This is a genomic window from Amycolatopsis palatopharyngis, assembly GCF_003385185.1.
Lineage (GTDB): Bacteria > Actinomycetota > Actinomycetes > Mycobacteriales > Pseudonocardiaceae > Amycolatopsis > Amycolatopsis palatopharyngis.
The window spans coordinates 187342-205491 of record NZ_PQHZ01000001.1 but is presented as its reverse complement, the minus strand read 5'-3'; the positions used below and the strand labels follow the sequence as shown (position 1 = coordinate 205491).

Sequence of the window (18150 nt, the reverse complement as noted above, 5' to 3'; positions counted from 1 at the left end):
AGTGGCAGCCGGAGAGGGTTACCGGCATCAGATGGATACACCGCGGTTGTTCAGCCAGGTGAGTGGGTTGGTATTGCTGCCGCCCTGCTCTACCTCGAAGTGCAGATGTGGGCCCGTCGACTGCCCGCGATTGCCCAGCGTGGCGATCTGTTCGCCTGCGGACACCTGCTCGCCGACCGACACCATCGATTCGTTGATGTGTCCGTAGACGGTGACGGTGCCGCTGTCATGGCGGACCCGGACCCACAGTCCAAAGCCGCTCGCGGGGCCGGAGTCGATCACTTCTCCGTCCATTACGGACACGATGGGTGTGCCGATGTCGTTGGCGATGTCGATGCCGTTGTGGCTGCTGCCGCCACGCGGCCCGTATCCGGAAGTGAGTTGTCCCGTTGTCGGCCGGACCACGTCAGCCGTGGCGCTTTTCGGGGAGCTCCCGCCGGAGCTGGCCCGCTCGGCTTCCTTTGCTTCCTTGGCTTCCCTGGCCTTTTCCGCCCGCTCGGCTTCTCGAGCTGCTTCCTCGGCTTCCCGGGCCTCTTTGGCTTCCTTGGCCTTGCGGGCCTTCTCGGCTTCGGCTGCGGCCTTTTCCTTGGCTTCTTCTGCCAGCTGCTTTCGCTCTTCGGCGAGGGCTTTCCGCACCTCTGCAGCGGTGATCTGCGGATGTGCGGAACTGTGTTCGGCAGCGACGCTGTGCTGGTTCGTGCTCTCCGGCGGTGCCGGTGCGGACGCGCTGGCTGGGGCAACGATGATCGAAAGTGTGGTGACCAGCGTTGCGGGCACTCCTCGAGTGATTAGGTGACGGGCACCCATGTGGCGACTCCATACGAATAACAGTGAGCAGCACAGCGATGAGATTCCGCTGCCATTGCTCGGACAAGGCCTCCGCGAACTATCCGCGAGCCCTGCGGCGCGCACCATTAAACTTGATACGCGCCACAACGATTTGGCCACAATAAGAAGACAAATAGGCATACGGTGGCCGGTCGAACACAGTCAGCGAGCGTTATCGGCGAAGTACGCGGTGTGTGCTGGGTAACTTCGCTTATCGCGGCTGGCAATACGAACAGACGGCGCGAGGTCAAGAATTGTGACCGCGCTCACCGGTAATTGAGAAGGAGGCCTGCCTCAGGGAGTGGGGCGTTCCTCGATAAGCGCATCCGGCGCCGATAGCCGCCAAGCCTCGTAGACGAGTTCCGTGAGTTCGTCGGCGTCGATTCCGGTCAGGTATACGACAACCCAGCCGAAGGCACTGGTGGTGAACTGCACCTCGAACACGTCCGGTCGTTCGGCGACCAACGCCAGCTGCTCGTGCAGTGTCTGTTTCAGCCCCACCGTCTGCGTACGTGGCCAGTAGTAGCCGAACCGGGTCCCGCGCACGCTGAACGATGTGTAGTCGCCGCCTTTGCCGTGCTCGGTGCCCGGCAGGCTGTTGACGATCCGCAGGAACTGACCACTCGCGACACCCATGGCCGATATTGTCGCGTACCCCTCCGACAGTCCTTCCCGCTGCTCGTGGCAGCCGTGTCAAGTCCTTGCGGGTCCCCAGGTCAGCGGGATAGAAAGGACAGCCGAGCGAGACACGACGTCGTGTCCGCAGGAGCACTGGGAGATGTAATGCGTCGCATTCTGACCCTGACCGCGGTGACCGCGCTGCTGGCCACCGGCCTTGCCACACCACTCGCCTCGGCCCAGCCTCCGCACCGGCCTGGCGGGCCCTGTCTGCAGGACCAACAGCATGTGAGCCGTGCCAGTGTCGCGGGCTACGACGACGTCGTACGTGAGCTGGGGCGCATCGAACACACCTCCGGCGGGCTGGTCGATGTGGCCAGCACCGGCACTTCCGGCGAGGGCAGGGAGTTGCTGTACGCCACGGTCGGCGAAGGCTCGAAGACCTTCTGGCTGCAGGCTCGCATCCACGGCGACGAGCTGCACAGCACCGAGGCGGTACTGCAGATCCTCGACCGGCTGGCCTCGGGAAGCCCGTGGGCGAAGCAGGTGCGCGAGGAGCTGACCGTCGTCGTCATCCCCATGTACAACCCGGACGGCGCCGAGGCCAACATCCGGCAGAGCGCAACGCCTACCCGCACAGACCTCAACCGGGACTGGGAGAACTTCGTGCAGCCGGAGTCGCCCGCGTTCTGGCGGCTGTGGCGGGACACCGCTCCGACGTACGCGCTGGACCTGCATCACATGAGCGAGGCGCCCGTGGTCGAAGGCACCGATGACCTCAACCAGTTCCAGATCGGCGCGCGCTCCATCTCCCCGTCGCGGATGACCGAACAGCAGTGGCGGACGAACAGGGCCATGGCGATGGTCAGCGTTGACGCGCTGTCCGGCTACGGGCCGGTCAACGTCGCGAAGTACCCGGACATCGACATCACGAACGCCGTCCTGTCCCGGATGCTGATGGGCGGGACCGCACCGGCAGGGGAGCAGCCGGTGGCCGAGACGCCGACCCAGGGGGCGATCTTCTACGAGGTGCGCTCCGTCGGGCAGAAGAGCAACGGGCAGCTGGAGAACCTGTTCCGTATCCCTGCCGTCGCCGTTCTCCAGGCCGCCGCAAGCGGTGAGCTGGCCACCTACGACCTCTCGGGGTACGACGCGATCCCGTATGGCGAGCGGGGTAACTGCGGCGGCATGTGACGACGCGGCGAGCCCCACTTTCCCGGGAAAGTGCGGCTCGCCGCGAGCTCCGTTGGGCAGGTTCAGCTGTGCTGACCAGTTCGGCTGATCAGGTACTCGCCCTGCCCTTCGCTGACAGGGAAACGGACGCCCTCGCCTGTCACAGTGGACGGAACGGTACGCCCGTCGCGCGTGACACGAGTGCTTCTCGGGAACGAACCGGCGAGAAGTACCTCGCTGTCGGTGCTGCTGGTGGCGAGGATCCGGATCGGTGCACGCACGTCGAGTCCCGCGCGTGCGGCCTGCAGGCGCACCGAGGACACGTCGGTCAGTGACAGTTCGAGCGCGTTCTCGGCATCCTCCCGCGGTGCCGTGCCGTACTCCCGCCCGAGCATCGTGTAAGGCAGCTGCGCCACGCCGCTTCCGGTGACCGGTGCGGATTCCGGGTCCCCGACACCGTGTGCCCGGCTGCGTACGTCGACGAGCCCCTTGGCCGCCCTGCCCGCGACGCGCACGCCGGACACCCAGTAGGCGTGATCGTGCACCAGCCCGAGAGCCGGGTCGTCGGACTCGGGCACGTAGGCGAAGGAGACGTGCACAGGATCGCGGTCCACCTCGGCGGAACCAAGGAAGTCCCTGGCGAACGGGAAGTCGTAGCCGAGGGCGGCCAGTGCGAAGTGATCAGCGGCCGGGAAGGTGACGAAGCGGTAGTCGTATTCGAGCTGTTCCAGACCACGGATCCCGATCTCGGGGGCGCCGAGGTTCTGTGCTCGTGGCCCAACATAAGGAACCAGTTCATCCTCGACCGCGGCGACGTTGAGCAGCGCGACGTTGCGCATGTTCTCCAGCCACCGGTTGGTCAATGTGTGCGCGCCCCCGGTGGGCGCCGCTGGTGGAACCCAGATGCCATCGCCCGGCGGGCCGACGACGGTGAAGGCACGCGCGAACAGATCGGGGTAGAGCCCGACCAGCCGGTACGTGCCGTAGCCGCCCATCGAGTAGCCGGAACTGTAGGTCCGATCCGGGTCGAGGTTGAACCGGGCGGCCACATCGTTCCATGCCTCGAAGACGTCGTACTCGGCTTCGTTCTGGTACCAGCCGTTGTCCCCCCGCGCCATCGGGGAGAGCACGAGGTTCCCACGCTGTTCGCCCTGCTGTTCGAACACGCGGCCACTCTGGTACTGCCAGTAGTGCTGGCCGAGAGAGTGCAGAGAAAGGGTGAGCCCGGCCGGACTGTCCTGCCGGTAGGTCGAAGGGATGTACAGCGAGTAGGGCTGCAGTTGGCCACGGTACTGCGGAACACTGTCGAGATCGCGTCCTTCGCCGAGGTTCAACCGGCTGGGGAACATGCGGATCTGCCGGCCGGTAACCGCAACCGTGCTCCGGTTGAGGCCTGCGGACAACGCGTCGAAGTCGATGTCGCGGGCGTAGCGGGTCGGTTCGTCGTCGCGCAGGGCGGCCGACTGGCCGGTGTCGGGCGACACGTTGTTCAGGAGCACCGGTTCGTCGAAGCGGAAGCCCAGGTTGAAGATCCCGTTCGGTGCCGGATCAATGGGGCCCGCCCCACCCGGAGTGTCCTCGGTGGCGGTGACACCGGGTCGCTTCCAGCCGCCGGTGCCCGGATCGAACAGACCGGTCGCGAGGCTCGCCCGCCAGACTCCTGCCGGGTCCGACACACTGCGCGGAACGGTGACCGTGAGCTGGTTCGCCTCCAGGTCGGCACCGATCTCCAGTGGCGTGGTCGTGACCCGCCCGGCGGTGAGGCGGGAGTGCTCGGCGCCCGATCCCCAGACGGTGATCACCTCGTCCGTGCCGGGAAACGGCGCGCCCGGGTCACGCGGCAGGGTGGCGGCTCCCGTCGCGGCGTCCCGGTCGGTGTCGAAGGCGAGCGTGACGATCGTGGTGTCCGCACGGAGCAAGGTGTTGAGGGTGAACCGGTAGGTCACCTCCTCGTCGCCGGGCGCGGCTCGGAACTCGACCAGGTCCGCTGCGTTCCCGCCGTACTCCGGATCGGCCGGGTACGTGATCTCGCCTGCTCGCGCTCGTTGGGACGAACCACCGACACCATCGGTGTCGCTTCCGTAGTCGTCATAGAGAAAATCCTGGTAGAGGTACTCCCCGTCGACGTAGGCCTCCTCGCCGGAAACCAGCAGAGGGTCGGCCCGGAACCGCCGATCGCGGTTCTCGAGTTGTGGAGCGTGTGGCGGCGGAGCGTAGAGGACGGGAGGGCCTGGCAGGGGACCATCCGGCTCGGCCGGTGGACCCTCGCCCGCGTGCGCGGGGACCCCCGCGGCGAGGCCGGGAACGAACGCCACCAGGGTGGCGAGGACGGTTGCGCGGCGACGAGCGGAACTGGCCATGCCGGGAGAACGATCCAGCAGACCGCCTGGTTATGCCGCTGTGCGCACAGAGTTCGCTGTTCCCGCTGGGCGAATCGCCCAATCGGTGACCGCTCGTCGGCGCACAGCCGCTCGGCCCGCGTTCCCGCCGTGGCTGGCTTAGGGTTTTGTCATGGCGGATGCAGACATCAACTTCTATTTCGACCCCGTATGCCCGTTCTGCTGGATGACCAGTAAGTGGGTACGCATCGTGCAGGCCAAGCGCGATTACACGGTGGACTGGCGGTTCATCTCGCTGCGTATGGTGAACGCCGCGGTCGACTACGACGCACAGTTCCCGCCGGAGTACGAGGCAGGGCATACCGCGGGGCTCCGGCTGCTGCGGGTGGCGGCGCGTACCCGGGCCGAGCACGGACGTGAAGCCGTCGCGCGGCTGCATGTGGCACTTGGAACCCATATCTTCGACCAGGAATCCGCGGCCGACGCGGAGCCAGGACATGTGGGCACCCGGGAGTTCGTGGATCCGGTACTGGCGTACGCGGACCTGCCGGGCGACCTCGCTGACGCGCTGGACGACCCCAGCTGGGACGAGCAGCTCCGTGCCGAGACCGACGAGGCACTCGCGCTCACCGGAAAGGACGTCGGCACCCCAATCCTGCACTTCGAGCCGCCTGCCGGCGTCGCGTTCTTCGGCCCGGTGATCAGCCGCCTGCCCAGCGAGGAGCAGGCGCTCGAACTCTGGGACCACGTGATCGGGCTGGCCCGCTTTCCGGGGTTCGCCGAGCTGAAACGAAGTCTGCGCGAACTGCCGCAGCTGCGAGCACTCGGGGTGACCGAGGACGAGGTGGGCAAGCAGGAGGACTGGCACGGGGGCAGCCGGCGCCAGAAGCACTGAAGGCGCGTTCGTTACCGTATGCCGGCCCGCACCGCGGTGGCCGCGAGGACAAGGTCACCCCAGGCCTCGCCGACGCTTTTGAACAGCCGTGGGTGGGCGGGCTCCAACCGGACCCTGCCGTTGACGAGGTCGCTGATCTCGCCTGCGACGGCCGTCGGCTCGTCCACCCCGTCCGCCATCGCGAGCAGGATGTCACCGGCCTCCCGCAGCGCCGATCCGCGCGTCTCCACCACCACGGTGGCCCGCCGCACCAGGTCGGTGTCGACCTCCCTGGCCGTTGGTTCGTGCGAACCCACGGCGACCACCGTCGCGTGGTCGCGCAGCAGGTGTGAGTCGAACAGCGGCTCACGTGCCGTCGTGCAACACGCGACGAGGTCCGCCTCCCGCACTGCTCCGCTCTCGCCTCGTCCCGCCCGCAGACCGGCCTGGCGGCACTGCTCGACGAGTTCGTTCGCGGTGTGCATTGTGCGCGCCACCACGACCACTTCCGCGAGGGCGCGGACGGCGGCGATCGACTGCACGTGGGCCCACGCCTGCGGGCCGCTGCCGAACACGACAAGCCGAGCTGGGCCGGGTTCGGCCAGGTACCGCACGGCGAGTGCGGACACCGCGGCGGTTCGCAACAGGGTGAGCGCGACTCCGTCGACGAGTGCGAGCGGTTGCATGGTCCGCCCGTCGAAGAGGAGATAGACACCCTGGATGCGGGGCAGGTCGCCCCGCGCCCGGTTTCCGCGCACCGTAGCCACCTTCACCCCGACGTCCGCGCCGACCTCCGCGGGCATCAGCAACAGCTGTCCACTCGTCACGTCGATGACAGCACGCGGTGGGGTATGGCCGGGCGACTGGTGGGAGCGAAGGGATCGCTCGAGTGCGTCGACGGCCTGCGGCCAGGTCAAGCTCCGGCGGAGGGAGTCGGCGGACAGATACGGCAACCGCTCGGGAGTCATCCGGTCATCCCCGACGCGCGTTGGTGGTGGCGTCCTCGGCTATCGGATCCCCCGGGTTCTCTTCGGCATCGCGGGCCGTCTCGGTGTTCCGCCGCCGAGTGCGAATGAGGTGGCGAGCGGTCCCCCAGATGCCGCGGCGGAACAGCAATACGGTGACCACGAAGATGCCACCGGTCAGCACGCCCACAGCGTCGATCCCCGCTGTCGCCAGGTAGTCCTCGAGCAGCACGATGATGCCCGCACCGAGTACCGGCCCCCAAAGGGTGCCCATGCCGCCGAGAATGTTCATCACGACGGCCTTGCCGGAGGTGGTCCAGTACACCTCCTGCAGCGAGGCGAACCCGTGCCCGACGGCATACACGCCACCGGCCATCCCGGCGAGGAAGGCGGACAGCACGAAGACCTGGACCTTGTAGCGGTTGACGGGGTAGCCCAACGCCCTGGCCCTGGCGGGATTCTCCCGGATCGCGACCATCACCCGGCCGAAGGGGGAGTGCACCACTCGCCAGCCGGCGAACAACCCGAACAGGATCAGTGGCAGCGCGGCGTAGTAGAAGTAGAACGAGTCCGAGAGGTCGAGACCGAAGAAGTTGCGCGGAATACCCTGCAGACCGTTCTCCCCACCGGTGACCGACCGCCACTGGTTGGCGATGAAGAAGATCAGCTGCGCGAAGGCCAGTGTCACCATCGCGAAATAGATCCCGGTTCGCCGTACCGACAGCATCGCGATCGGCAGGGCGACCAGTGCCGCCACGACGGCACCGCCCAGCACCGCGACATAGAACGGCAGGCCGGTCTCGATCGCGATGATGCCCGTCGCGTATGCCGAGGAACCCCAGAAGGCGGCGTGCCCGAACGAGAGCAGTCCGGTGTAGCCGAGCAGCAGATCGAGGGCTACCGCGAACAACGCCCAGGCCACGATGTCCAGCGCCACGGGCGGGTAGATGTACCACGGCAGGCCGAACGCCAGCACCAGACCGACTGTGAGAAGTCCTAATCGGAGTAACGTCGACCAGCCACGACTGCGTTCGACGAGCCTGGAAATGATCATGCGCGCACGCCTTCCTCGCGGCCGAACAGGCCGGCGGGCCGCAGCAACAGCACGAGGGCCATCAACACGAAGACCAGGCTCTGGGAGAGGGCCGGAACGTAGAAATTGCCGACCGCCGACAGCATCCCGACGATGTAGCCGGCAGCGACGGAACCGAACACGGAACCGAGCCCGCCGATGACCACGACGGCGAAGATGACGATCACCAGATCGCTGCCCATGTTCGAGTTGACCGCCCGCATGGGAGCGGCGAGCACACCGGCCAGTCCGGCCAGCGCGATACCGAAACCGAACACCGGAGTGACCCACCGACGGACATCGATTCCCAATGCCTGGGTCAGTTCCGGTCGTTCGGTGGACGCTCGCACGATCATCCCCACCCTTGTCCTGGTCAGCACCAACCACACCAGCGCGGACACGACGATCGAGAAGGCGAAGACGAAGACCTGGTATGCGGGGTAGGTGAACAGTCCGAAGTTGACAGAGCCGCTGAGCAGTTCCGGTCTGGTGTAGGGCTGAGAGGTCACCCCGTACTTCAACCTGACCAGATCCTGCAGGATCAGTGCGACACCGAAGGTGAGCAGGAAGTTGTACAGCGGGTCGAGGCCGACGAGCCGGTGCACGAACAACCGCTCGAAGAGCATGCCGAACAGCCCGAGCAGCAGCGGCACCAGCAGAAGTGCGAGCCACCAGCTCAACGCGAAGCCGTCGAGCAGCACGAACGCGCCGAACGCGCCGAGCATGTAGAAGGCACCGTGGGCGAAGTTGACCACACCGAGCATCCCGAAGATCACCGAGAGACCCAGGGCCAGCAGCGCGTAGAAGCTGCCACTTACCAAGCCGTTGACCAGCTGTTGCAGCAGTCCGCTCACGTGCGCGTCACCTCGTCCGCGGAATCGACAGGACCTGTACTCGCTCTCACCGAGCGACGGCGGCTCGTTCCCATCTGGATCAGCCCATGTCGCATCCGCTGTCGGCCGGGTCCCTGAAGGCCTCGTCAGCGGGGATCGTCTCGACGAGTTCGGTGAAGTCGAAGTCCTCCTGTACCTCGTCCTTCTCCTTCACCCGCGCCAGGTAAGCGTCGTGCACCACCCTGTGGTCCTCGGCGCGGAACTTGCCGTCCCGGGCGAAGAAGTCCTCGAACTCGTAGCCGTCCAGCTCCCCGCGTACGGTGTCGGCGTCGTCGGTACCCGCCCGCTGAATGGCCTCGAGGTACTGGGTCGCGGCCGAGTAGTTGGCCGCGTGATCGAACGTGGGACGGCTTCCGGTGCGCTCCTTGAACCGGTCGGCCCATGCGCGGCTCTGCTCATCCATGTTCCAGAACCAGGCCGTGGTGAAAAGCGTGCCCGCCAACGGCTCGACCCCGATCGAGGCGATGTCGGTGTCGAACATCAGGCCGACAGCGAGTTCCACGCCCTTGTCCCGAAGTCCGAACTCGTTGTACTGCTTCACGACGTTCACCAGGTCGCCACCGGCCTGCATCGTGCCCATCACGTCGGGCTTCGGGTTCAGGTTCGGCGCCTTCGTCATGAAGGTCGAGAAGTTGTCGTTGGGGAACGGCGTGGGATCCGCCTGGAGCACTGTGCCGCCTGCCGCCTCGATGGCCGAGGTGAAGCTCTTGTTCATGTCCTGGCCGAAGGCGTAGTCGGGATAGATGATGTACCACTGCTTCGCGCCCTGCTCGGTGACGGTCTGCCCGGTGCCGTGCGCGAGCATGTAGGTGTCATAGGCGTAGTGGTAGGTGTAGGCGTTGCACTGCGCGCCGGTCAGTTCCGTGGTCGCAGCGCCGATGTTGAAGTACAGCTTCTTGTTCTGCTCGGCCACCGTGGCCACCGCGAGCGCGGCGGAGGACGTCGGGACGTCGAAGATGGCGTCCACCCCGTCCCGGTTGTACATCTCCCGCGCTGCCGTATTGGCGATCTCCGGCTTGTTCTGGTGATCCGCGGAGGTGACTTCGACGGTGCCGGTGACGGCCTCGTCGCCGTACTTCTTTTTGAAGTCGTCCACCGCCAGTTGCACGGCCGCGACGGCGTTCTGCCCGGCGAGTTCGGAGTAGGTACCCGAGAGGTCCGTGATGACGCCGAGTTTGAGCGCGTCGCCGCTGATCGCGCCGCCGCCACTCTGGGGTCCGCCCGCCCCGCCGGCACACCCGGCGAGCAGCGTGCCCACGGCGAGTGTCGCCGTCAGCGTGGTCGCTTTCTTGAGCCTCGTTGCCACTGGTGTGCCTCCTGTTGTCATGGATCAGATGCCCAGGTACTCGAGCAGTTCGTGTTCGCGCTGTTTGACCTCGTCGTTGTCGAGCGACTCGACCACTCGGCCCTGGGCGATGAGGTAGTGCCGGTCGGCAACGGTCGAGGCGAAGTGGACGTTCTGTTCGATCAGCAGCACGGTCACCCCATGCGCCTTGACCGTGCGGATGATGTCGCCGATCTGCTGAACCAGCAGGGGAGAGAGGCCTTCCGTCGGCTCGTCCGCCAGCAGCAGCCGCGCCCCTGTCCGCAGCACCCTGGCTATGGCGAGCATCTGCTGTTCACCGCCGGAGAGGTGCGTTCCACTCTGCCTGCGCCGCTCTGCGAGCACGGGAAAGGTCTCGTACACCTGTGCCAATGACCAGGCGTCCGGCCCGGTCACCCTCGGCAGGGTGAGGTTCTCCTCGACCGTGAGTGTGGCGTACACGCCTCGGTCGTCCGGGACATAGCCGAGGCCTAGGCGGCAGCGTTTGTGCGGCGCTGTCCGCGAGATGTCCCTGCCGTCGAGTTCGATTCGTCCTTCCATCGATCGGTGCAGGCCCATCAGGCAGCGCTGCAGGGTGGTCTTGCCCGCGCCGTTGCGGCCCACCAGCGTCACGACCTCGCCGGCGTCGATATCCAGGGAGACCCCCCGCAGCACCTGTGCCTCGCCGAAGCGAGCGGTGACGTTCTGCACCCTAAGCAACGGACTCTCCCAAGTAGGCGGTGATGACGCGGGGATCGTTGCGTACCTGCTCGTAGGGGCCCTCGGCGAGGATCTTGCCGAACTGCAGGACCGTCACCTGGTCCGTCAGGTCACCGACGACCTTCATGTTGTGCTCCACCAGGACCACCGTGCGGTCCTGGCGGACCCGCTGGATCAGGTCGATGGTTCTGGCCACGTCCTCGACACCCATGCCCGCCGTCGGTTCGTCGAGCAACAGCAGCCGGGGTGAGAGGGCGAGTGCGAGTGCCAGTTCCAACGCCCGCTTCTGGCCGTAGGCAAGGCTTCCCGCAGGCGTCTCCGCCTGGCTGGCGAGGTCCACCTCGGCAAGCAGGTGGTCCGTCTCCTCCCGGTATCGGCGCAGGCTTTTCTCCGAGCTCCAGAACCGGTGGCCCTGGCCGTCCCGGCCCTGCAGCGCCAGTTCGACGTGCTCCCGCAGGGTCAGTTCCTCGAAGAGGCTGGTGATCTGGAAGGAGCGGGCGACGCCGCGTTGCGCGATCTGCTCGGGTCGCATCCCGGTCACGTCGTGGCCATCGAGTTCGATCACACCACTGCTCGGTTTCAGGAATCCGGTGAGCAGGTTGAACAGTGTCGTCTTACCCGCACCGTTAGGTCCGACGAGAGCGTGCACGCTGCCACGGCGGATGCTGAGGTCTACCTCGTTGACCGCCGGAAAGCCACTGAAGCTCTTTGACAGCCCCCTGGTGCGCAGCACCGGGGAGGACTCGGCGCTGGCCGGTCCCGGCTGCTCGCGTCCTGCTGCGGATGGAGTGGCACTCGTCACGTCGACGACACTAGGAAGTGGGCGGCAACGGGGATATGGGCGCGTCCGCCATAAACCGCGTCGTTCTGGTGGTGAACATCCACATGTCCTCCCTCGTACGCCTCCGGGTTGTTAGCTGACCTGGCGCGAGTGCCTATGGGGACAGGCGCGCCATCTCCTCGAGGACGGCGCCGGTGACGTCCTCCGTGCCCGCGGTTCCGCCTAGGTCCGGTGTTCGCGGACCTCCGCTAGCGAAGACGTTGCCCATTGCCGTGACGACCGCGCGCGCGGCCTCGGACTGGCCCAGATGATCCAGCATCAGGGCGCCGGACCAGATCTGTCCGATGGGATTGGCGATCCCCTGGCCCGCGATGTCGGGTGCGGAACCGTGTACCGGTTCGAACATCGAGGGATGGGTGCGCGTCGGATCGAGATTTGCCGAAGGAGCGATCCCGATGCTGCCCGCGATCGCCGCACCGAGGTCGGAGAGGATGTCGCCGAACAGGTTGGAGGCCACGACGACGTCCAGGGTTTCCGGCCGCTGCACGAACAGTGCGGCGAGCGCGTCGATGTGGACCTGGCTTGTCTCGATCCCGCCGTACTCCGACGCCACGTCGCTGAACACCTCGTCCCAGAACGGCATCGTGTGCACGATTCCGTTCGACTTGGTGGCCGAGACCAGCCTGCCCGCCCGCCTGCCTGCCAGGTCGAACGCGTATCGCATGACGTTCTCGACACCACGGCGGGTGAAGACCGATTCCTGGATGGCGATCTCCTCCGCCAAGCCGTGGTAGATGCGTCCACCGATCTCGGAGTACTCGCCCTCGTTGTTCTCCCTGACCACAACGAAGTCGATATCCGCAGCCGAATCCTTCAACGGTCCTTCGATGCCGGGAAAACGACGAATGGGCCGGTAGTTCACCCGCTGCCGGAAAACCCGCCGGATGGGAATCAGCAGTCCCCACAGGGACACGTGATCCGGCACGCCTGGGTACCCGACGGCGCCGAGGAATATCGCGTCGTGCGGTGCCAGGCGGTCGAGCGCTCCTTCCGGCATCATCTCGCCGGTGCGGACGTAGTACTCGCACCCCCACTCGAAGGTGGTCCAGTCGATACCGAAACCCCACCGGTCTCCGGCATCGTCCAGAACACGTCGCGCGGCCGGAACGACCTCCTTGCCGATGCCGTCTCCGGGGATCACCGCCACCTGGTATTTCATTTCTCTCCTCTACATGCCGATGAGAACGGAAACCGGAAGTGGAACGAGCAGCACTCTGGTGAAGATGAAGAAGACTCCCACTACCACCACGACCGCTACGGCGGTGTCCGTTATGAGTAGCCGAGGCCGGGGCCGGTCTCGGCGGATCATCTGGGCGACGACGACGAATGCCAGGACGCTGCTGATCGTGAAGCCGATCAAGCCCATTCCCAACGCCCACAACAGCAGCAGCACGATTGCCGCGGCGAGGAATCGGAGGTCCACCTTCCCGGCCGGCTCGGTACCACCGTCACGTCGCAGCACCGCGCGCGCGATGACACCGATTCCGAACAGTGCGAGCAGGACGAGAACGAAGTCGGGGAAGGCCGCGACAAGCTCACCTCTGCCGTCGCGTTGCGTCCAGAACACAACCGTGACGGCGAGCAGAATCGTTCCGCAGAGGAGATCCTTCTTCATGACGGCAGCTCCTCGTCCTCGCGGGTGTTCCGCCGGGCCTTGCGGTCGGCCAGGATCGGCCAGGCGATACCCAGCAGCACGAGCACGATGATTCCGATGCTCAGCGGCCTGGTGAAGAACGAAAGCCAGGGATCGGCGGAGCCGCTCGCCGCCAGCAGTCCCTGGGCGAATCCCGTCTCGATGATGGGACCGAGCACGACGCCCAGCACGATGGCCGCCGGTGGCAGGCCCAGGTGCCGCAGGCCGTAGCCGGCCAGCCCGAGGGCCACCATCAGGACCACGTCGAGGGGATTGTTCCGCACCGCGTACGACCCGACGATCGTCAGCACCCCGATGGCGGGCGCCAGATAGTGGGTGGGAGTCCGGACCACCAGTCGTTGCAGCCCGCGACCGGCGACCAGGCCGACCGGCGCCATCAAGACGGCGGAGACGGCGATGGCGAGGATGAAGGTGAACGTCAGGACGCCCTGTTCGGCGAACAACTCGTTGCCCGGGCGTAGCCCGTGCAGGAGTAGTACCCCGTAGATCACCGCGTCCGGCGGCGCTCCGGGAATTCCCAGCGTCAGCAGCGGGACGAGGCCACCTCCGACCACGGCGTTGTTCGCCGCCTCCGGCGCCACAACCCCGTCGACTTCCCCTTTGCCGAAGTTGTGTGAGCGTTTCGAGGTGCGCTTCGCCTCGTTGTAGGCGATCAGGTTCGCCACATTGCCCCCCGCTCCTGGCAGGATGCCCACCAGCGTCCCGATGACCGAGGAGCGAATGAGATTGACGGGGCGGGAGAGGACGTCGCGCACCGTGTCGCGGAGTACGTTGCGCCGCTCCCGCTGTTGTTTCTCGTTCACCATCGCGGCCGACCGGATCTCGGGCGCCACGATGAGGTCGACGATCGTCGGCACCGTGAACAGGCCGATGAGGGCGATGATCAGGGGCACCCCGCCCTGCATATCGGTACTACCAAAGGTGAAGCGAACTTCTCCGCCAACGGGGGAGATGCCGATCGTGGAGATCAACAGCCCGAGGAATCCGGCTGCCAGTCCCTTGAGCAGACTCTTGGCGGCCAGCCCCGCGATCATGGTGAGACCGAAGATGCCGAGCCAGAAGTACTCCTGCGGGCCGAAGGCCAGCACCACGTTGGCCAGCAGCGGTGCCAGCGTCGCCAGACCGAGTACGCCGACCAGACCGCCCGCGACCGAAGCCATTGTGACCGCGATGATCGCGACATCGCTGCGCCCGGCCTTCGTCATCGGATATCCGTCGAAAGTCGTGGCGATCGACGACGGAGTGCCCGGGGTGTTCACCAGGATCGCGGTGAACGAGCCACCATAGATGGCGCCCATGTAGAAGGCGCCCATGAGGACCAGACCCGAGGTCGGATCCATGGTGAACGTGATCGGCAGGAGCAGGGCGAGACCGACCGTCGCACTGAGCCCCGGCGTCGCGCCGACGGTCATCCCCCCGACGACACCGAGGACACACAACAACAGCGTCTGCGGTGACAGGACCTGGGACAGGGCCTGTCCGAGATCGACCAGCATGGCGCCTCAGTTCTGGATCAGCCCGAAGGTCTGCAACAGTTGCCTGGCTTCCTCCTGACGCGTACTGATGAAGTCCGCGGCTTCCTGCGGCCCCATGTCCTCGATGTGGAAGCCGAGGTTCGTCATCTTCTCCCGCACCTGGGGATCCTGGTTGACCTGCTCGAACGCGTCCGCCAGCCGGTTGACGATCTCGTCGGGTGTGTCGGGCGGAACCGCCACCCCGCGCCACGCTCCCTCGATGACGTCGAGGCCTTCTTCCTTGAAGGTCGGGACGTCCGGCAGCTCGTCCAGCCGTTCCTCGGACGCCACCGCCAGGACCTTCGCGCCCTGGTCCTGTAGTTCGAGTGCCTCCGTGTTGTAGGTCATGAGGGCGTTCACCTGTCCGCCGAGCAATGCGGGCGCCGCTGCCGCCGTGCCGCTGAACGGCACATAGGTGAGTTCGATGCCGGCCTTTTCGTTCAGGGCCAAGGTGCCCATGTGGTTGGCCGAGAAGTCGGAACTACCGCCGACGGTGAGGGTCTCGTTCTTGGCCGCGTCGACGAAGTCCTGAATGGAGTTGTACGGACTGTCCTTCGGGACCACGAAGGCGTTCGGTGTGCTCTCGAAGATGTACACCCATTTCAGATCTTCGGTCTTGTAGCCCGCGTCGTCGCGGGCGAGTGGCTGCAGCAGGGTGTGCGGCAGGTTGGCGCCCATCACGGTGTAGCCGTCGGCGGGCGTGCCGTTGGCCAGCTCGGACCAACCAACCGAACCACCACCGCCGGGCCGGTTCGATACGACCACGGGCTGGCCCAGCGCCTTTTCGAGGGCCTGTTGCTGAAGCCTGGCCGTGATGTCGGACTCGCCACCGGGGTCGAACGGGATCACGTACCGGACCTCCTTGGCGGGGAAGTCCTCCGCTGCGGAACCGCCGGTATCGCTCTGTTCGGCGCAACCGGTCGCGGCCATCGCGAGGGCGCTGACGAGCATCGCACCGCCAAGTCGTTTCCTGGCCTTGAGCATCGCTACCATTCCCTTCGGATTTCTCGCGTCGGCCCGTCAGCTGAACGTCTGGCGAACCAGTTCGTGCAAGGTGCGTTTGTGTTCGACACCGATTCCCGGGGCCTCTGGGAGGCGAACTCTTCCGTCCACCACGGGTGTTTCGTCGGCGAAGCCACCGAACGGTTCGAACACCCTCGGATAGGACTCGCAGCCGCCGAGGCCGAACGCTGCTGTGATGGCGAGGTTGTACTGGTGACCGCCGTGCGGGCAGCACTGTTGCGGTCGCCAGCCGTGCCGGATCAGTTGATCGACCATCGCGGCGTACTCGGAGACCCCATAGCTCAGCGCCGGATCCATCTGCAGGACATCCCGGTCCGGCCGGAGCCCGCCGTACCGAAGCAGGTTCCGCACGTCCTGCGCGGAGAACAGGTTTTCGCCGGTGGCCAGCACTCCGGGGTATTCCTCGGCCAGAACGGCGAGGCAACGGTAGTCCAGCGGATCGCAGGGTTCCTCGTACCAGACGAGGTCGTAGGACTCCAGTGCGGCGCCGTAGCGCAGGGCTGTCGCCATATCGAAGCGTCCGTTGGCGTCAACGGCCAACCGGCAGCCCTCCGGCAGTATGGCCAGTACTGATTCGATTCGCCGTAGGTCCTCGGCCAGCGGGGCGCCGCCGATCTTGATCTTCACATCACGGTAGCCGAGTTCGAGGTACAGCTCGATCTCCTGCCGCAGACCGGATCCGTCGTCGTCGCGGTAGTACCCGCCCGCCGCGTAGACCCACACCGACTCCGCGGGCTGCGTTCCTGGAAGAAACCGGTCCCGCAGTGCGTGGTGCAGCGGCTGGCCCTTCGCCTTTCCCGCGGCGTCCCACATCGCCATGTCGAGGGTCGCCACGGCGACGGCCCGGTCACCGTGGCCGCCCGGTTTCTCGTTGGCCATCAATACGTTTCGCACCAGGACCGGATCGATAACCCCCGTGCCGGGATCGATCAGGTCCGCATCGGCCGCTGCCTCGAGACGGGGGAGGAGGCGCTCGGTGAGCAGCCCTGTCTGGGCGTAGCGCCCGTTGGAATGGAACCCGTAGCCAACGACGGGATCGCCGTCCACCACGGCGTCGGTGTACACCGCCACCATGGAAACCGTCATCGTGGAGAAGTCGATCACCGCATTGCTCATCGCGGCCTCGAGTGGGGCCTCGGCGACCCTGACGTCCGTGATGCGCATTCAACCTCCTGCTGATTCGCTGGCGGGACGGGCAGTCGAGCGCCGTACGACAAGCTCTGCCTCGAGCCGGGTCCGGCCGAACGGGATGCCACCGTCCCCGGCCACCATCCGCGACACGATGTCGGTGACGCGCCGAGCCATGTCCTGATAGGGCGCGGTCACCGTGGTCAGCCCCGGTTCGTACAACTCTCCCCAGCGGGAGTCGCCATAGACGACGAGCGACATCTCGTCCGGGACGTGGATCCCCATCTCCCGTACGGCTCGGGCGGCTCCCATGGAGAGGTTCGAGCTGCCGACGAGCAAGGCACTCGGCCGGGATGGCCCGGACAGCAGCGCGCGAGCCGACTCGTAACCGTCCTTCTCCGTGGGTGGCAGGAGACGAGTCCATAGCGGGTCGAGCCCCGTACCGGCGTTCGCCAGTTCTCGCCGCACGCCGGCCAGTCGTTCGTGACCGTTGCTGAGTGAGTCGGTCGTCCCGATGTATGCGATCGACTTGTGTCCCAGATCGAGCAGGTGACGTGTCGCTCGTGCGAACGCCGCTTCTTCGGCGCACAACACGGCGTACTTCGAAAGCCCGGCCGTCCGGTTGAACTCGACGACGGAGGATCCGGTCAGCAGTGCCCTTGTGCTGGGCGTCATCTCGGCGGTGGGAGCCACGATGAGACCGGCCACCTGAGCCTCGATCAGGCTTCGTAGCGCGGAATGCTCGAGCTGCGGGTCGTCGCCGGAGATCGCGAGGATCAGCTGGTAGCCGGAGTTCGCCATGTAACGGGCGCATGCGTCGGCCGCGATCGAATAGGCCAGGTTCTCGATGTCGGGCACGAGGAAGCCGACGAAGTTCCGGGTGCGTGATCGAAGCGATCTGGCCAGGCGATTGGCGACGTAACCGCGGCGCTCGGCGTGACTTCTGATCTGCTCGGCGAGTTCGGCCCGGACCGAATCACTGTTGTTCAGGGCTCGCGAGACCGTGGCGACGGACAGGCCGAGTTCCTTCGCAAGATCCACGATCCGCACAGGGCGGGCGTCGAAGTGCGGCACAGCGATCTCCCGGCTGTAAACGTTTACATCGTCGTAAACGTTTGCAGCCAACCACGCTCCACTGTTCATCGTCAAGGAATCCACGTACGTGGACCCGCCGCCAGAGCGCACTTGCCGCACGAGCGCGACGG

At 66.2% G+C, this 18150-nt stretch carries 17 protein-coding genes; 2 read left to right on the top strand and 15 right to left on the bottom strand.

Translation table 11 applies throughout. The features are described 5' to 3' along the window. Positions 1-27 precede the first annotated feature (27 nt). A complete protein-coding gene (locus D0C15_RS00995; RefSeq protein ID WP_245975501.1) occupies positions 28-777 on the bottom strand; it encodes a M23 family metallopeptidase in 750 nt (249 codons plus the stop codon). A 345-nt stretch (positions 778-1122) separates the two neighbouring features. After that, positions 1123-1464 (bottom strand): MmcQ/YjbR family DNA-binding protein, encoded by a 342-nt coding sequence (locus D0C15_RS00990; RefSeq protein WP_116040495.1) that lies wholly within the window; start codon positions 1462-1464, stop codon positions 1123-1125. A 147-nt stretch (positions 1465-1611) separates the two neighbouring features. Between D0C15_RS00990 and D0C15_RS00985 the strand changes: the two genes are divergently transcribed. Next, on the top strand, positions 1612-2640 hold the full coding sequence (locus D0C15_RS00985; RefSeq protein WP_116040494.1) for a M14 family zinc carboxypeptidase: 1029 nt from the start codon (positions 1612-1614) through the stop codon (positions 2638-2640). 62 nt (positions 2641-2702) lie between these two features. On the opposite strand, the gene D0C15_RS00980 is transcribed toward D0C15_RS00985, so the two are convergent. Next, positions 2703-4979: a hypothetical protein gene (locus D0C15_RS00980; RefSeq protein ID WP_116040493.1), complete on the bottom strand. Its 2277-nt coding sequence runs from the start codon at positions 4977-4979 to the stop codon at positions 2703-2705. 151 nt (positions 4980-5130) lie between these two features. On the opposite strand from D0C15_RS00980, the gene D0C15_RS00975 reads away from it, so the two are divergent. Continuing rightward, positions 5131-5853 carry a mycothiol-dependent nitroreductase Rv2466c family protein gene (locus tag D0C15_RS00975; RefSeq protein ID WP_116040492.1) on the top strand — a complete coding sequence of 241 codons (723 nt, stop codon included), beginning with the start codon at positions 5131-5133 and terminating at the stop codon, positions 5851-5853. Between the two features lie 11 nt (positions 5854-5864). On the opposite strand, the gene D0C15_RS00970 is transcribed toward D0C15_RS00975, so the two are convergent. From D0C15_RS00970 to D0C15_RS00915, 12 genes are all read right to left on the bottom strand, one after another. Beyond that, on the bottom strand, positions 5865-6800 hold the full coding sequence (locus tag D0C15_RS00970) for an ornithine cyclodeaminase family protein (protein ID WP_116040491.1): 936 nt from the start codon (positions 6798-6800) through the stop codon (positions 5865-5867). Positions 6801-6804: 4 nt separating this feature from the next. Next, positions 6805-7851, bottom strand: coding sequence for a branched-chain amino acid ABC transporter permease (locus D0C15_RS00965; protein ID WP_116040490.1), 1047 nt, complete (start codon positions 7849-7851; stop codon positions 6805-6807). Next, a complete protein-coding gene (locus tag D0C15_RS00960) occupies positions 7848-8723 on the bottom strand; it encodes a branched-chain amino acid ABC transporter permease (RefSeq protein WP_116040489.1) in 876 nt (291 codons plus the stop codon). Before D0C15_RS00960 ends, D0C15_RS00965 begins: the two co-directional genes overlap by 4 nt. Before the next feature lie 79 nt (positions 8724-8802). Then, complete coding sequence (locus tag D0C15_RS00955) at positions 8803-10068, bottom strand: ABC transporter substrate-binding protein (protein ID WP_211323044.1); 1266 nt, start codon at positions 10066-10068, stop codon at positions 8803-8805. 24 nt (positions 10069-10092) lie between these two features. Then, positions 10093-10776, bottom strand: coding sequence for an ABC transporter ATP-binding protein (locus D0C15_RS00950; RefSeq protein WP_245975512.1), 684 nt, complete (start codon positions 10774-10776; stop codon positions 10093-10095). Between the two features lies 1 nt (position 10777). Then, entirely contained in the window at positions 10778-11587 is an 810-nt protein-coding gene (locus tag D0C15_RS00945; RefSeq protein ID WP_211323052.1) for an ABC transporter ATP-binding protein, read from the bottom strand. A gap of 133 nt (positions 11588-11720) precedes the next feature. Then, positions 11721-12785: a tartrate dehydrogenase gene (locus D0C15_RS00940; protein ID WP_116040485.1), complete on the bottom strand. Its 1065-nt coding sequence runs from the start codon at positions 12783-12785 to the stop codon at positions 11721-11723. Positions 12786-12794: 9 nt separating this feature from the next. Continuing rightward, entirely contained in the window at positions 12795-13241 is a 447-nt protein-coding gene (locus D0C15_RS00935) for a tripartite tricarboxylate transporter TctB family protein (protein WP_116040484.1), read from the bottom strand. After that, positions 13238-14776 carry a tripartite tricarboxylate transporter permease gene (locus D0C15_RS00930; protein ID WP_116040483.1) on the bottom strand — a complete coding sequence of 513 codons (1539 nt, stop codon included), beginning with the start codon at positions 14774-14776 and terminating at the stop codon, positions 13238-13240. Before D0C15_RS00930 ends, D0C15_RS00935 begins: the two co-directional genes overlap by 4 nt. 6 nt (positions 14777-14782) lie before the next feature. Continuing rightward, positions 14783-15778, bottom strand: a complete 996-nt coding sequence (locus tag D0C15_RS00925) for a tripartite tricarboxylate transporter substrate binding protein (protein ID WP_162829860.1) — start codon at positions 15776-15778, stop codon at positions 14783-14785. Positions 15779-15814: 36 nt separating this feature from the next. After that, entirely contained in the window at positions 15815-16981 is a 1167-nt protein-coding gene (locus D0C15_RS00920) for an enolase C-terminal domain-like protein (RefSeq protein WP_116040481.1), read from the bottom strand. Further along, complete coding sequence (locus D0C15_RS00915) at positions 16982-18070, bottom strand: LacI family DNA-binding transcriptional regulator (protein WP_162829859.1); 1089 nt, start codon at positions 18068-18070, stop codon at positions 16982-16984. Positions 18071-18150: the final 80 nt, after the last annotated feature.